Source organism: Xanthomonas sacchari, assembly GCF_040529065.1.
GTDB classification, from domain to species: Bacteria; Pseudomonadota; Gammaproteobacteria; order Xanthomonadales; family Xanthomonadaceae; genus Xanthomonas_A; species Xanthomonas_A sacchari.
Genome location: NZ_CP132343.1, coordinates 2,981,429 through 2,994,853, shown reverse-complemented (window position 1 = coordinate 2,994,853; position 13,425 = coordinate 2,981,429). Strand labels below are relative to the sequence as shown.

General features: G+C 69.0%; 15 protein-coding genes. 8 read left to right on the top strand and 7 right to left on the bottom strand.

Features of this window, described 5'->3' with window-relative positions; genetic code table 11:
- Positions 1-79 precede the first annotated feature (79 nt).
- Positions 80-943 carry a DMT family transporter gene (locus tag RAB71_RS12570; protein WP_010344235.1) on the top strand — a complete coding sequence of 288 codons (864 nt, stop codon included), beginning with the start codon at positions 80-82 and terminating at the stop codon, positions 941-943.
- A gap of 96 nt (positions 944-1,039) precedes the next feature.
- Here RAB71_RS12570 and RAB71_RS12565 read toward each other — a convergent pair whose 3' ends face one another.
- The 6 genes from RAB71_RS12565 to RAB71_RS12540 are packed head-to-tail and all read right to left on the bottom strand — an operon-like array spanning position 1,040 to position 4,985.
- Complete coding sequence (locus RAB71_RS12565; protein WP_010344234.1) at positions 1,040-1,600, bottom strand: DUF2884 family protein; 561 nt, start codon at positions 1,598-1,600, stop codon at positions 1,040-1,042.
- Positions 1,601-1,642: 42 nt separating this feature from the next.
- Positions 1,643-2,467: a DUF4097 family beta strand repeat-containing protein gene (locus tag RAB71_RS12560; protein ID WP_010344233.1), complete on the bottom strand. Its 825-nt coding sequence runs from the start codon at positions 2,465-2,467 to the stop codon at positions 1,643-1,645.
- A gap of 43 nt (positions 2,468-2,510) precedes the next feature.
- Positions 2,511-3,503, bottom strand: coding sequence for a hypothetical protein (locus RAB71_RS12555; RefSeq protein WP_029562282.1), 993 nt, complete (start codon positions 3,501-3,503; stop codon positions 2,511-2,513).
- On the bottom strand, positions 3,500-4,381 hold the full coding sequence (locus RAB71_RS12550) for an ABC transporter ATP-binding protein (protein WP_010344231.1): 882 nt from the start codon (positions 4,379-4,381) through the stop codon (positions 3,500-3,502). The genes RAB71_RS12555 and RAB71_RS12550 overlap by 4 nt, the downstream gene beginning before the upstream one ends.
- Positions 4,378-4,740, bottom strand: coding sequence for a GntR family transcriptional regulator (locus tag RAB71_RS12545; RefSeq protein ID WP_010344230.1), 363 nt, complete (start codon positions 4,738-4,740; stop codon positions 4,378-4,380). The genes RAB71_RS12550 and RAB71_RS12545 overlap by 4 nt, the downstream gene beginning before the upstream one ends.
- Positions 4,741-4,742: 2 nt before the next feature.
- Positions 4,743-4,985 (bottom strand): hypothetical protein, encoded by a 243-nt coding sequence (locus RAB71_RS12540; protein ID WP_010344229.1) that lies wholly within the window; start codon positions 4,983-4,985, stop codon positions 4,743-4,745.
- Positions 4,986-5,113: 128 nt separating this feature from the next.
- Here RAB71_RS12540 and RAB71_RS12535 point away from each other — a divergent pair, with 128 nt between their 5' ends.
- The 7 genes from RAB71_RS12535 to RAB71_RS12505 all read left to right on the top strand — a co-directional run bounded on the left by RAB71_RS12535 (position 5,114) and on the right by RAB71_RS12505 (position 12,059).
- Positions 5,114-5,680 (top strand): glutathione peroxidase, encoded by a 567-nt coding sequence (locus RAB71_RS12535; RefSeq protein WP_010344228.1) that lies wholly within the window; start codon positions 5,114-5,116, stop codon positions 5,678-5,680.
- A gap of 96 nt (positions 5,681-5,776) precedes the next feature.
- Positions 5,777-6,727: an FKBP-type peptidyl-prolyl cis-trans isomerase gene (locus tag RAB71_RS12530; RefSeq protein WP_019799764.1), complete on the top strand. Its 951-nt coding sequence runs from the start codon at positions 5,777-5,779 to the stop codon at positions 6,725-6,727.
- Positions 6,728-6,742: 15 nt separating this feature from the next.
- Positions 6,743-8,089, top strand: a complete 1,347-nt coding sequence (locus RAB71_RS12525) for a UDP-glucose/GDP-mannose dehydrogenase family protein (RefSeq protein WP_010344226.1) — start codon at positions 6,743-6,745, stop codon at positions 8,087-8,089.
- Entirely contained in the window at positions 8,079-8,315 is a 237-nt protein-coding gene (locus RAB71_RS12520) for a SlyX family protein (RefSeq protein ID WP_010344225.1), read from the top strand. Before RAB71_RS12525 ends, RAB71_RS12520 begins: the two co-directional genes overlap by 11 nt.
- A 27-nt stretch (positions 8,316-8,342) precedes the next feature.
- On the top strand, positions 8,343-9,032 hold the full coding sequence (locus tag RAB71_RS12515) for a DUF2058 domain-containing protein (RefSeq protein WP_104609490.1): 690 nt from the start codon (positions 8,343-8,345) through the stop codon (positions 9,030-9,032).
- A gap of 2 nt (positions 9,033-9,034) precedes the next feature.
- Positions 9,035-11,170 (top strand): acyltransferase family protein, encoded by a 2,136-nt coding sequence (locus tag RAB71_RS12510; RefSeq protein ID WP_041500222.1) that lies wholly within the window; start codon positions 9,035-9,037, stop codon positions 11,168-11,170.
- A 40-nt stretch (positions 11,171-11,210) separates the two neighbouring features.
- On the top strand, positions 11,211-12,059 hold the full coding sequence (locus RAB71_RS12505; protein WP_236614880.1) for a transporter: 849 nt from the start codon (positions 11,211-11,213) through the stop codon (positions 12,057-12,059).
- Positions 12,060-12,459: 400 nt separating this feature from the next.
- Here RAB71_RS12505 and RAB71_RS12500 read toward each other — a convergent pair whose 3' ends face one another.
- The gene (locus RAB71_RS12500) at positions 12,460-13,371 is read right to left on the bottom strand and encodes an NAD(P)-dependent oxidoreductase (RefSeq protein WP_010341466.1); all 912 of its coding nucleotides are present in this window, start codon (positions 13,369-13,371) and stop codon (positions 12,460-12,462) included.
- Positions 13,372-13,425 lie beyond the last annotated feature (54 nt).

Below are 13,425 nucleotides of genomic sequence, written 5' to 3'. Positions count from 1 at the left end.
CGAAACCGTATTGGATCGTATCTGGCCGGATCGGTCCCGCGAGGCGTCTACTGCAACGGCGATGCAGAAGGAGAAGCGCATGGAAAAAACCACCGGTGGCTGGATCAATGGATGTATCGGCGTGATGATTTTTGCGGGGTCGTTGCCCGCAACGCGCGTCGCGGTCGCCGATTTTTCCCCCGTGTTCCTGACCTGTGCCCGCGCCAGCATTGCCGCCGCGCTGGGGCTGGCGCTCCTGCTCGGGTGTCGGCAACCGCGTCCGCACCGCGCCGAGCTCCCCGCCTTGGCGATGACGGCGCTGGGGGTCGTGGCCGGATTTCCCCTGCTGACCGCACTGGCGCTGCAGCATGTGACCTCGGCGCATTCCATCGTGTTCGTGGGCCTGCTGCCGTTGTGCACCGCCGTCTTCGCCGTGTTGCGCGCCGGCGAACGCCCGCGTGCGCCGTTCTGGGTGTTCTCGCTGGCCGGTGCCTGCAGCGTCGTCGGCTATGCGGCGATCGGCGGGATCGACGCCTCGTGGCAGGGCGATCTGCTGATGCTGGCCGCGGTGGTGCTGTGCGGGCTGGGCTATGCGGAGGGCGCTCGCCTGTCGCGCATGCTGGGCGGATGGCAGGTCATCTGTTGGGCGCTGGTGCTGTCGCTGCCGCTGATGATGTCCCTGGCCTTGCTGACGCAGCCCGCATCGTTCGGCACTGTGCGCATGCCGGCGTGGCTCGGCCTTGGCTATGTCTCGCTGTTCAGCATGTTGATCGGCTTCGTGTTCTGGTACCGCGGCCTGGCGCAAGGCGGGATCGCGGCGGTCGGGCAACTGCAGTTGTTCCAGCCCTTCATCGGCTTGGGCCTGGCCGCGCTGCTGCTGCACGAAACGGTGAGCTGGACGATGCTGGCGGTGACCTTGGTCGCGATGGTCTGCGTGGCCGGCGCGAAACGCTACGCCCGTTGAGACCGCGACCCGCCCGGCGATTGCACGACTGCCGGGTGGAGCGCGGACTCAGCGGGCGCTCGTGGACGATGGTCGCGGCAGCGTGGCTGCCGCCGATTACGCCGCCGAATGCTTGCAGTCGCGCACGTCGCTGTCTTCCAGCGTGGAATACGGACGGAACGCCGGCACCTTCTCCATCAGCGCATCCTGCGCGGCGCGCAGCGCGGCGACCTGGTCGCAGATCTTCAGCGCGGCCTGCTTGATCTTATCGGCCTGCGCCTCCACCCGCTCGCCGATATGGTCGGTGTCGCCGCTGAGCACGCCGCTGATCGCATCGCCGGCCGCTTTCACGCCCAGCGCCGCACCGGCCTTGCCGACCTCCACGCCTTGCTTGCCCACCGCTTCGATCTGGCTGCGGTAGGCCAGCAGCAGGCGCTGTTGTTCGGCGTCCAGAGCGACAGGCTTGCCGTCGATCAACAGCTTGCCGTCGCGGGTGATGGTGGCCGGCGGCTGGCCATTGGCCTTCAGGGTGAGGTCGCCGTTGAGGAAGGTCAGGCTTTGCGCGCCGCCGTGGTCGACCACGACGCGGTCGTTCGACGAGGCCGAGCGCTGGCAGGCGCTGAGCGAGAACAGCACGGCCAGGGCGACACCGGCCAGGGACAGGGAACGGAATTGCATGGGCGTGTCCTCGTGCGGAAGGGAGAAAAGTGGCGCGTCGGATCAGCGCGGCTTCGGCAGGTTGATGCTGCCGCGCACGCCGTGGTGGGTGACGTCGCCGCTGCCGACCTTCTGCACGCTCAGGTTGCCGCCGACGGTGCCGACATCCAGGTCGCCGGAACCCACGGTCTGCACCGCGACGCTGCCGCTGACATCGCGCAGTTGCACGTCGCCGGAGCCGACGCTGTCGACCTGCACGCTGCCGCGCACGCCGTGCACGGTCAGGTCGCCGGAGCCGACCGTGCCGACCTTGACGTCGCCGCCGACCTGGTCGGCCTTGACGTCGCCCGAGCCCAGCGTCGGCAGGGCCACGCTGCCGACATTGCGCAGTTCGATGTCGCCGGAGCCGACCGTGGCGCTGACCGCACCGCGGATGTTCTGCGCATGCAGGTCGCCGGAGCCGATCTTGGCGTCGAGCGAGGCCACGCCGCTGATCTCGGCATCGCCCGAACCCAGTTGCAGCTGCACCGGCAGGTTGGCCGGGATGCTGCCGGCGACGTTGAGATAGGCGTAGCGGTTGCCGACGCTGATGCCGTGGATCTTGCCCTCGTGCTTCAGCGTCACCACCAGGGTGTCGCCGTCGTGGCGCTGGCGCAGGGTCAGCTCCTTGAGCATGTCCGCGTCGGAGGCGCAGGCGCGGCCGCGCAGGGTGGAGTCGCCGCCGCTGGCGCCGGTGAGCTTGAGGTCGTTCTGCTGCACGTCCAGCAGCACCGACTTGACGCCGGCCAGGTCCAGCTTCAGTTCGCGCGGTTCGGAATACTTGCAGTCGTCGGCCATGGCGACGGCCGGCAGCGACAGCAGGGCACACAGGGCGAGGGTCTTGTGCATCGGGAAACTCCTTGCGAAAAAGGGAAGGGAGGCGGCGTTGCGATCAGGCTTCGTCGCGCCAGCGGCGCACGTAGATCGCGGCGACGATGAAGGCCACGCCGACAGCGGCGCCGATCCACAGGTCGGGATCGCGGAACAGCACCCAGGTGTCGCCGAGATGGATCGCGTTGACCAGGTCCTGCGGGCCGCTGATGTGGGTTTCGGCCACCTGCTCGTTCAGCACCGGACCCCAGCTGCCCGGCAGCACGCTGAGCAGGCCGCGATAGACCACGGTGTACCAGATCAGGTTGTGGTTGACGTTGAGCATCGGCAGGATGCCCATCATGCTGGCGGTCACGCAGCCCAGGATCGGGATCAGCACCGCCCACAGGAACGGCTTGCTGCGCGCCCAGGCCGAGCACAGCATCAGCCAGCCGATCGCCGGCAACGACCACAGCACCTGCACCGGCAGCGCGGCCAGGACCATGCCGATGATGCGCAGCGGGTGCGATTCGGTGAACACGGCGGTGCTCTGCGGGATGCCGTTGACCGACAGGGTCAGCGCGGTGACCACCCACAGCGCCAGGCCGATCAGCAGGCCGACCCCGATCGCCAGCAGCGGCGCCAGCAACAGCGCCCAGGCGGCCTTGGACAGCACGGTGCTGGTGTCCGACAGCGGCAGCGACTTCCAGAACAGCACGCTGCGGTCGCGACGGTCGTCGTACAGCGCGCCCAGCGCATAGAAGAACACCACGAAGCCGACCACGATGCAGGCCAGGACCACGCCGGCGAGCATGGTGCCGTCGCCGACCGCGCCGATGATCTGGTGGGCGTTCGCGGCCTGGCCATCCCACTGCATGTCGTTCAGGCGCGAGCTGCCGCCATGGTTGCGGCCGGCGATGCTGCCGATGATCGACAGCACCGTGTACAGCGTGGCGACGATGCCGCCGGTGATGACCGGCGCCCACAGGAAGCCGCCGCGGTGTTCCCAGAATTCGCGCTTGAGCAGCCACTTGAAGGTGGACACGGGAGAGATTGTCTTGGCGGGAGCGTTCATGCGTAGGTGCCCTTCATGATGGCGACGAACAGGTCGGCCAGGCCGGGAGTGCGGGTTTCGCCGAGTGCGGCCAGCTGCGCCTGCGGCACGCCGTCGTACAGGAACACCGACTTGCCGAACGGCAGGCCGCGTTCGTCGATCGGCTGCAGCGCGCGCGCGGCGTCGATGCGCTCGGCCGGCACCAGCAGTTCGGTGTAGCGGGTGGCCATGTGCTCCATGTCGGCGCTGAGCACGATGCGGCCGTCGCGGATGAACAGCACGTCGGTGAGGATGTGCTCGATCTCCTCCACCTGGTGGGTGGTGATGACGATGGTCTTCTGCTCGTCGAAGTAGTCTTCCAGCAGGCGCTGGTAGAACTCCTTGCGGTACAGGATGTCCAGGCCCAGGGTCGGCTCGTCCAGCACCAGCAGGCGCGCGTCGATCGCCATCACCAGCGCCAGGTGCAACTGCACGATCATGCCCTTGGACATCTCGCGCACCCGCAGCTTGGGCGAGAGCTTGGTGTTGGCCAGAAAGCGCTCGCACTTGGCGCGATCGAAGCGCGGATGCACGCCGGCGACGAAGTCGATCGCCTCGCTCACCCGCATCCAGCGCGGCAGCACCGCCACGTCGGCGATGAAGCACACCTCGTTCATCAGCGCGTCGCGCTGCTTGCGCGGGTCCATCCCCAGCACGCGCAGTTCGCCTTCCACGGCGGTCAGGCCCAGCACCGCCTTCAATGCGGTGGTCTTGCCGGCGCCGTTGGGGCCGATCAGGCCGACGATGCGGCCGGGCGCGATGGTGAAGGACGCATCGGCCAGGGCCGGCTTGTGGTTGTAGGTCTTGCGCAACCCCTGCGCGTAGACGACGGATTCGGATGCGGCGACAGCGGCAGTCATGGCGTTTTCCCCGGTGGCAACAAGTCTTCCAATGTCAGGCCCAGGCGCTGGATGCGTTCCAGCACCAGGGGCCACTCTTCGTTGAGGAAGCGGTCGCGCTCGCTGCCGCGCAGCTTCTGCGCCGCTTCCTCGGTCATGAACATGCCCAGCCCGCGCCGCTTCTCGACCAGGGCCTCGTCGGCCAGTTCCTGGTAGGCGCGCGAGACGGTGATCGGGTTGAGCTGGTATTCGGCGGCCACCTGGCGCACCGAGGGCAGGGCGTCGCCGGGCTTGAGGATGCCGTCGAGCATCATCGCGATGACCCGGTCCTTCAGCTGGCGGTAGATCGGAGCGCCGTCGCTCCATTGGATATCGCTCATGGTCAGCTCCGTGGGCGCAGGGTGCGCGCGAAGGAGAAATAAGGCACGGACAGCGAGGCCCGCAGACGCCGCACCGCCGGGACGGTAGAAGGTGCGGCGCCGGCGGCGCTGTCGTCGTGCGGCGTGCTGGCGCCATAATCCAGCGGCCGTCCCTGGTGGCGTTGGGCGCCGATCCAGCTCGCGCAGAGCAGGGTGCCGACGATGACCAGGGCCGGAAGACTGCGCTGGAGGCGTTTGAGGTTCATCGTGGGACCTGCTCTGGGTGAGTGGTGTTGTATTTAACTATAACACCGTTACACGGCATGTCAACACGCTGCAGACCCAACTTCCGACCTGGTTGCCCGCGACTTCTCCTTTTCTCTGACGGTGCCTCATGAAAATTTCCAAGCGTCTGTTTTTCCTCGCGATCCTGGCCGCTGCCGGCACCGTCGGCAGCGCCTGGGCGGGCTCCTTGCTGGACCGGGACTACCGCCCGCTGGCCGGCAAGGACAAGGTGAACCTGAACAAGACCTACGGCGGCAAGGTGCTGCTGGTGGTCAACACCGCCAGCAAGTGCGGCTACACCCCGCAGTACGACGGCCTGGAGAAGCTGCAGCAGCAGTACGCGGCGCAGGGCTTCAGCGTGCTCGGCTTCCCGTCCAACGACTTCAAGGGCCAGGAGCCCGGATCGGAGAAGCAGATCCAGGAATTCTGCACGCTCACCTATGGGGTGAAGTTCCCGATGTTCGAGAAGGTGCATGTGATCGGCGACGACGCGACGCCGCTGTACAAGCAACTGACACAGGCCACCGGCGTGGCGCCGGGCTGGAATTTCCACAAGTATCTGATCGCGCGCGACGGACGCGTGGTCGCGCAATTTCCGAGCAAGGTCACGCCCGACGATCCGGCCTTGCGCAGTGCCATCGAACGCGAACTGAAAGCGCAGCCGGCGTCGCACTGAAAGCGGGTCAACATCTCGGCCGCGCGTGCGACAATGCCGGCCTCCGCGCCACCCCGGCGCATCCAGTACACAGTTCACTTCCAGGGAAAGTAGCGAATGAAGATGGGAATGCGCGGCGCCGTGGCGTCGCTGGTGGTGGGGATGGCGATGGTCGCCGGTCATGCGTCCGCGCAGGCGCCGGCGGCCGGCAGCACGGCGACGACGCTGAGCACGGAAAAGCAGAAGGTCAGCTACGCGATCGGCATGGATGTGGCGCGCTCGTTCGAGCCCATCGCCCAGGACATCGACGTGGACGCGATGCAGCGCGCGATCGAGAACGCCTTCAAGCAGGGCAAGCCGCTGCTGTCCGATGAGCAGACCCAGGCCACCGACACCGCGCTGCGCACGCAGCTGGCCGCGCGCAACGGCCAGCCGGTGCCGGGCATGGCGCCGGGCACGCAGCCGCCGCCGGTGTCCAAGGAGAACGTGGGCCTGATGCTGGGCGACCGTGCGGTCGGTCCGTCGCTCGCGCGGATCCAGAACGACATCGATCTGCCGACGCTGATGGGCGCGGTGCGCACGGTGTTCGCCAAGGGCCAGACCGCGATGACCCAGGAGCAGGCGATGGCCACGCTGCAGGCCTTCGGTGCGTCCAAGCAGGCTGCGGTGGCGACCAAGAACAAGCAGGAAGGCAATGCCTTCCTGGCGCAGAACAAGAACCAGAAGGGCGTGATCACCACCCCGTCAGGCCTGCAGTACATGGTGCTGCGCGAAGGCAGCGGCCCGCGGCCTACCTCCACCAGCAAGGTGCGGGTGAACTACGAAGGCAAGCTGCTCGACGGCACCGTCTTCGACAGCTCGTACAAGAACGGCCAGCCGGCCGAGTTCGCGCTCAACCAGGTCGTGCCGGGCTGGAGCGAGGGCGTGGCGCTGATGCCGGTGGGATCCAAGTACCGCTTCTGGATTCCGTCCAACCTGGGCTACGGCCCGCAGGGAACGCCGGGCGGCCCGATCGGCCCGGATGCGATGTTGACCTTCGACGTGGAACTTTTGAACATCCTTCAATAACCGAAAGGAGATTACATGCGCGTAGCGATATTCGGCACCGGCTATGTCGGGCTCGTCACCGGAACCTGTCTGGCCGAAGTCGGCCACCACGTGGTGTGCGTAGACATCGACCAAGCCAAAGTGGATGGGCTCAACAAGGGCGTGGTCCCGATTTACGAGCCTGGCCTCTCGCCGATGGTCAAGGCCAACCACGCCGCACGGAGGCTGTTCTTCACCACCGATGCGGCCAGCGCCATCGCGCATGGGGATATCGTGTTCATCGCCGTCGGTACGCCGCCGGACGAGGACGGTAGCGCAGATCTGCAGTACGTCCTGGCGGTGGCCCGCACCATCGGCCAGCACATCCAGGGGCCGACCATCGTGGTCAACAAATCCACGGTGCCGGTGGGCACCGCCGACAAGGTGCGCGCGGCGATCGCCGCCGAGCTGGAAGCGCGCGGTGAGGCGATCGAGTTCGACGTGGTGTCCAATCCGGAGTTCCTGAAGGAAGGCGATGCGGTCGCCGACTGCATGCGTCCAGACCGCATCGTCATCGGCAGCAGCAAGCCCGGCTCGGCTGCGCGCCTGCGTCGCCTGTACGCGCCGTTCAACCGCAACCACGACCGCATCGTGGAGATGGATGTGCGCTCGGCCGAGCTGACCAAGTACGCGGCCAACGCGATGCTGGCGACCAAGATCAGTTTCATGAACGAGATCGCCAACATCGCCGAGCGCGTCGGCGCCGACGTGGAGAAGGTGCGCCAGGGCATCGGCTCGGATCCGCGCATCGGCTGGCACTTCATCTACCCGGGCGCCGGCTACGGCGGCTCGTGTTTCCCCAAGGACGTGCAGGCCCTGGCGCGCACCGCGCAGCAGTACGGTCACGCGCCCAGGCTGCTGGATGCGGTGGAGGCGGTCAACGAGGCGCAGAAGGGCCATCTGTACGAACTGATCCAGCGCCACTACGACGCGGCGCAGTCGCTGAAGGGCAAGACCTTCGCGGTGTGGGGCCTGGCGTTCAAGCCCAACACCGACGACATGCGTGCCGCCTCCAGCCGTCGCCTGCTGGCGCAACTGTGGGAAGCGGGCGCAACGGTCCGCGCCTACGATCCGGAGGCGACCGACGAGGCCAAGCGCATCTTCGGCGAGCGCGCCGATCTGCACTTCTGCAGCGATGCCTTCGATGCGCTGGAAGGCGCCGATGCGCTGGCGGTGGTTACCGAGTGGAAGCAGTTCCGCAGCCCGGACTTCACCCGCATGAAGGAGCTGATCGGCGATGCGGTGGTGTTCGATGGCCGCAATCTCTACGATCCGCAGGAAATCGAGAGTTTCGGCCTGGCGTACTACGGCATCGGCCGCGGACGTTCGATCCATGCAGCATGATTTTTCCACCCAGGATCGGTTGCTGGAGAACCGCCTGATCGAGCTGGAAACGCGCCTCTCCTTCCAGGAGCAGGCGCTGGCGGAAATGAGCGATGCCCTGGCCGAAGCGCGGATCGAAAGCCAGCGCAACGCCGAGTTGCTGCGTCACCTGCTCGAGGATCTGGGCAAGGTGCGCAGCACGCTCTACGCCGACCCGGCCGACGAACCGCCGCCGCCGCATTACTGATCCCCCGAACCGACCGATGCCGTCCCGATGAGCGATACCCTCCGCGAGCAATTGCTGGGCCTGGGCTTCAAGCCTGCGCCGAAACCCGAACGCAAGGCCCCGCCTGCCGCGCCGCGGCCGCAGGGACGGCCGGGCCAGCGCCCGGCACCGGCGGGGGCGCGCGGCGAGCGCGCTCCCGGCGGCGCGCCCAATGCCGGCAAGCCCGGCAGCGGGCGTGGCCGTCCGCACGGCAATGGCCACGGCAAGCCGCAGGGCGCGGCTGGCCAGCCGGCGCGGCCGCCGCGCAGCCGCGAAGACATCGATCTGGCCAAGGCCTACGCGATCCGCGCCCAGCGCGAGAAGGACGAGCGCATCGAGGCCGAGCGGCAGAAACAGGAAGAAGCGCGCCTGCGCCGTGAGGCGCGGGCCAAGCTCGACGAACTGCTCAAGGGCCAGGCGCTGAACCACGCCGAGGCCGACATCGCCCGCCATTTCCCCTATGGCGGCAAGATCAAGCGCATCTACGTCACCGCCGACCAGCTCAAGGCGCTCAACGCCGGCGAACTGGGCGTGCTGCAGCAGAACGGCCGCTATTTGCTGGTGACCGCGGCGCTGCTCGACCAGGCCGAAGCGATCTTCCCGGCGGCGGTGGCGCTGCGGGTCGACCCGAACGCGCCGGCTGAGGAAGACCCCTACGCCGATCCCAAGTACCAGATCCCCGACGATCTGGTCTGGTAAGCGTGGCGCTGCCAGGGATGGGCACGCAGGACGCCGGGCGTCTGCGCACGCCGCCGCACGCGGGCGGCTACCTGCCGTACGTGGACGGGCTGCGCGCGATCGCGGTGTTGGCGGTGATCGCCTACCACCTCGATCCGGCGTGGCTGCCGGGCGGGTTCACCGGCGTGGACATGTTCTTCGTGATCTCCGGCTTCGTGGTCAGCGCCTCGCTGCAGCGCCTGCCGGCGGCCGGGCAGTTGGGCGTGTTCGCGCAGTTCTACGCGCGGCGCATGCGCCGCATCGCGCCGGCCCTGGTCGCGTGCCTGCTGGTCACGGCGTTGGCCAGCGGCCTGTTCATTCCCGAGTCCTGGCTCAGCGAGACCAGCGCCAAGACCGGGCGCATGGCCTTCGTCGGCCTCAGCAACTGGGTGCTGGCCGCGACCGGCAACGACTACTTCTCGCCCAAGGCCGAATTCAATCCGTACACCCACACCTGGTCGCTGGGCGTGGAGGAGCAGTTCTATCTGCTGTTCCCGCTGCTGTTCCTGGCCTGGAACCGCGGTGGCCGCGGCCGGCTGTGGTCGACGCTGCTGGTGGCGCTAGCCTCGGCTGCCTCGCTGGCGTTCGCCTGGCTGCGCAGTCGCGATGCCGGCGATGCCGCAGCGGCGTTCTACCTGACCACCGCACGCTTCTGGCAACTCGGCAGCGGCGTGCTGCTGTACCAGGTGCTGGCATTGCGCGGACGCTTCGACGCCGGCACGCAGGCACCGCCGCCGGGCGCCTGGACCTGGCGCTCGCCGCTGCTGGCGGTGGCGCTGGGCGCGGTCGCGGTCGGCCTGTGGCGTGCGCGTCCCGGCCACTCGCCGTGGCCGGATGGGCTGTGGCCGGTGCTGGGCACGCTCGGCCTGCTGGCGTTGCTGCACGGTGGCCCCGCCGGCTGGACCCGCCGCGCGCTGGCCCATCGCGTGCCGGTGGCGATCGGCCGCGTGTCCTACTCGCTGTATCTGTGGCACTGGCCGGTGTTCGTGCTGTTCCGCTGGACGGTGGGCCTGGACTCGGTGCCGGCCAAGGCCGTGGCGCTGCTGCTGGTAACCCTGCTGGCGCTGGCCTCGTACCGCTGGGTGGAGTTGCCGTGGCGGCATGGCCGGATCGGCCGCGCACGCACGCCGACGCGGACCATCGTCGCCGGATTGGGGCTGGTGTTGCTCGCCGCCGGCATGCAGGCGCTGCTGCAGGACACCCAGCGTTACTACGGCTTGAGCACGGTCAGCCGGCATCCGCTGGACTGGTATGCGTATGCCAAGGGCCTGCGCCGGGAGTTCCCGCAGTGCACGCTGCAGACGCGCCAGGTGCCGGTGCAGGTGGGCAGCGCCAAGCTGTTCGAGCGCGGTGCCTGTACGCTGCACAAACGCGATGGCGGCCAGTTGTTCGTCGCCGGCGACTCGCATGCGCTGGCCTACAACGAACTGCTGCGACGCTTCGCGCTGCAGAGCGGGGTGCCGGTGCGCCTGTACGGCGTCGGCGGTTGCCCGATCGTCGGCCTGCAGGCCTGGCAGGCCGGCAATCCCGGTTGCCAGGCCTACGAACGCAGCACCCTGGCCGACGTCGCCGCGCACGCGCGCAGCGGCGACGTGCTGTTCCTGCCCGCGCTGCGGGTGCTGCGGCTGGCCGACCAGGATCGCCTGTTCGACGAGACGGCGGTGATGGCCGAGCAGGAAGGCGCCGCCGCGCAGGCCGCGCGCAGCGCGGGCGAAACGGCCGCGGTGGCGCTGTTGCAGCCGCTGGCGCAGCGCGGCGTGCGCATCGTCTTCGAGGCGCCCAAGCCGGTGCTGCGCGCGCCGCCGTACCGCTGTTCGGACTGGTTCAATCGCGGCAATCCGATCTGCGCGCACGGCATCCCGATCCCGCGCGCGACCATGGAGCGCTACCGCGCGCCGGTGCTGCAGAGCCTGCAGCGCATCGCCGCGCAACTGCCGCATGCCTCGGTGTGGGATCCGCTGCCGCTGCTGTGCGACGCGCAGCAGTGCAGCGGCCGCCGCGACGGGCGTCCGCTGTTCTTCGACGCCGACCACCTCAGCGGCTACGGCAACCGCGTGCTGCTGCCGGGCTTCACGTCCCATTTCGCTGCGATTCAGGCAAACTCGCCGCCGGTGCCCTGAGACGCAGCCCTGCGCCTCCCGCGTCGCAAGGAGTTCGCGCATGCCCGTTCCACGTTTCGTCGCGCTGCGGCTATCGCCGGTCGTCCCGCCATCCGTTGCCTGTCGCCGGGCGCGGTTGCGCCGCCGCGGCGATGCGCTGCTGCGCGGGGCGCTGCTGCTGGCCGCGCATGCCGGTGCCGCCGGTGTCGCCTGCGCCGAGGACGCGCCCGCGTTCGACCGGCCCGGCATCGGCTTCGCCTCGACCACCCTGCAGCGCGGTCAGGTGGCCTGGGAGCAGGCGTTCTTCGACGGCAGCTACGACCGCGACGGCGACGTGCGCAGCACCGAGTACGTCGCCAACAGCCGCCTGCGGTTTGGCCTGAGCGCGAGCACCGAATTGCAGCTGGCGATCGACAGCCAGGTCTGGCAACGCGTGCGCGGCGGCGGGCAGGATCGGCGCGGGCACAGCGGTGGCGACGCCAGCGTCGGCATCAAGCAGGCGCTGCCGAGCGCCAGCGACGGCTTCACCTGGGCGCTGCTCGGCAGCGCCAGCCTGCCGGTCGGGCGCGCGCCGTACGGCGACGCCGGCCACCGCTACGACCTGGGCGTGAGCACCGGCTGGGACCTGCCCGAAGGGCGCAGCCTGGCGCTGTACGGCAATGTCAGCGACAGCGAGGACGGCTCCGGCTGGAGCGTGTCGCCGAGCTATACCTTCTACGCCGGAGACACCCTGAGCGCCTACGTCGAGGCCGGCATCGGCGGCGGCGAGGACGACATGCGCGCGCTCGGCAGCGGCGTCACCTGGCTGTTCGCCAAGCGCGTGCAACTGGATGTGTCGGTGCTGCGCGGCCTGTCGTCGCAGACCCCGGACTGGCAGGGCGGCCTCGGCATTTCGGTGTTGCTGCGCTGAGCCCGAAGCCCCTCTCCCGTCGGGAGAGGAGGTGTGGTGAGGGTAGGCGCGAAGCGTCTCGTGGTGTCTGGAGTGACGTGGCTGCGCCCGTACCCTCATCCGCCCCTTCGGGGCACCTTCTCCCGAGGGGAGAAGGGAGGAGCGGTAATACGCGTGCCCCTCTCCCGTCGAGAGAGGGGTTGGGGTGAGGGTAGGCGCGAAGCGTCTGGTGGTGTCTGGGTTGACGTGGCTGCGCCCGTCCCCTCATCCGCCCCTTCGGGGCTCCTTCTCCCGAGGGGAGAAGGGAGCAGCGGTAATACGCGTGCCCCTCTCCCGTCGGGAGAGGGGTTGGGGTGAGGGTTGGCGCGAAGCGTCTCGTGGAGCTGGAGCGCGCGAGATTCTTGCGCCTACCGACATGCATCTACTCGCGCGCGGCCGCGCCATCGCCGGGCGGCAGGACCTCCGGGACGTGCTGGTCGTACTGCACCAGCACCTCCGCGAAACCGTAGCGCGGTCGCCAATCCAGCGCCTGCATCGCGTGCTGTGCCGAGTAGACGCGGTCGATCCGCGCCGGGAGCGTCCAGCCGCGTTGCTTGAATGCATCCACCAACTCGGGTGCACGACGTCGCAGGACCGCCGGCGCCGTGCGGTGCAGTTCGGCGCAATCCTCGCGCTGGAACGGCGTGGCGCCGGAAATCACGAACGTCGCGCTCGCCGGCCCGGCATGCCGCAATGCCGCGGCATGGGCCTCGGCCACGTCGCGCGCGTCGATGCCGCGATGCAGGCGGAACGCGGCCATCACGTTGACCGGCTCCGGGAAGCAGCGCGACATGCGCAGGATGCGCACGCTCGGACCGCCCTGGTCGGCGGCCTCGCGCAGCAGCGCCTCGGCCTCCAGCTTGGTGTGGTGGTAGATGGTCTGCGGCTGCGGCGCCAGCGTCTCGTCGACCCAGGCCGCGGTGCCCTCGGGCGTGGCGGCGCTGCCGTACAGCGCGGTGGTGCTGGTGAACACGATGCGGCGCACGCCCGCCGCCGCGGCGGCATCCAGCACGCGGCGGGTGCCGTCGACGTTGACCTGGCGGAAGCGCGCCGCCGGCACGTGCGCGACGTGCGGCGCATGCAGCGCGGCGGTGTGGATCACCGCGTCGGCGCCCTGCAGCGCCCGCGCCAGCAGCGCGACATCGTCGAGGTCGCCGACCCAGTCGGCGGTGGAGCAGGGCGTGCGGTCGAAGCCGCTGACGCGGTGTTCGCGGGAGAGCCGGATGTGGATCGCGCGGCCTACCCGGCCGGCACTGCCGGTGACCACGATCTTCAGCGGGGATGCGATGGGCATTGGCATCGGCGATGGGCGCGAAGGCGGTTGGGGAGTGCCGAGGCGGGCGATGGT

Excerpts from the sequence above, each read along its gene's own strand:
- RAB71_RS12555 (WP_029562282.1), bottom strand. The coding sequence starts at position 3,503 with ATGAACGCTCCCGCCAAGACAATCTCTCCCGTGTCCACCTTCAAGTGG.
- RAB71_RS12500 (WP_010341466.1), bottom strand. The coding sequence starts at position 13,371 with ATGCCCATCGCATCCCCGCTGAAGATCGTGGTCACCGGCAGTGCCGGC.
- RAB71_RS12560 (WP_010344233.1), bottom strand. The coding sequence starts at position 2,467 with ATGCACAAGACCCTCGCCCTGTGTGCCCTGCTGTCGCTGCCGGCCGTC.
- RAB71_RS12505 (WP_236614880.1), top strand. The coding sequence starts at position 11,211 with ATGCCCGTTCCACGTTTCGTCGCGCTGCGGCTATCGCCGGTCGTCCCG.
- RAB71_RS12515 (WP_104609490.1), top strand. The coding sequence starts at position 8,343 with ATGAGCGATACCCTCCGCGAGCAATTGCTGGGCCTGGGCTTCAAGCCT.
- RAB71_RS12570 (WP_010344235.1), top strand. The coding sequence starts at position 80 with ATGGAAAAAACCACCGGTGGCTGGATCAATGGATGTATCGGCGTGATG.
- RAB71_RS12520 (WP_010344225.1), top strand. The coding sequence starts at position 8,079 with ATGCAGCATGATTTTTCCACCCAGGATCGGTTGCTGGAGAACCGCCTG.
- RAB71_RS12535 (WP_010344228.1), top strand. The coding sequence starts at position 5,114 with ATGAAAATTTCCAAGCGTCTGTTTTTCCTCGCGATCCTGGCCGCTGCC.
- RAB71_RS12525 (WP_010344226.1), top strand. The coding sequence starts at position 6,743 with ATGCGCGTAGCGATATTCGGCACCGGCTATGTCGGGCTCGTCACCGGA.
- RAB71_RS12530 (WP_019799764.1), top strand. The coding sequence starts at position 5,777 with ATGAAGATGGGAATGCGCGGCGCCGTGGCGTCGCTGGTGGTGGGGATG.
- RAB71_RS12540 (WP_010344229.1), bottom strand. The coding sequence starts at position 4,985 with ATGAACCTCAAACGCCTCCAGCGCAGTCTTCCGGCCCTGGTCATCGTC.
- RAB71_RS12545 (WP_010344230.1), bottom strand. The coding sequence starts at position 4,740 with ATGAGCGATATCCAATGGAGCGACGGCGCTCCGATCTACCGCCAGCTG.
- RAB71_RS12565 (WP_010344234.1), bottom strand. The coding sequence starts at position 1,600 with ATGCAATTCCGTTCCCTGTCCCTGGCCGGTGTCGCCCTGGCCGTGCTG.
- RAB71_RS12550 (WP_010344231.1), bottom strand. The coding sequence starts at position 4,381 with ATGACTGCCGCTGTCGCCGCATCCGAATCCGTCGTCTACGCGCAGGGG.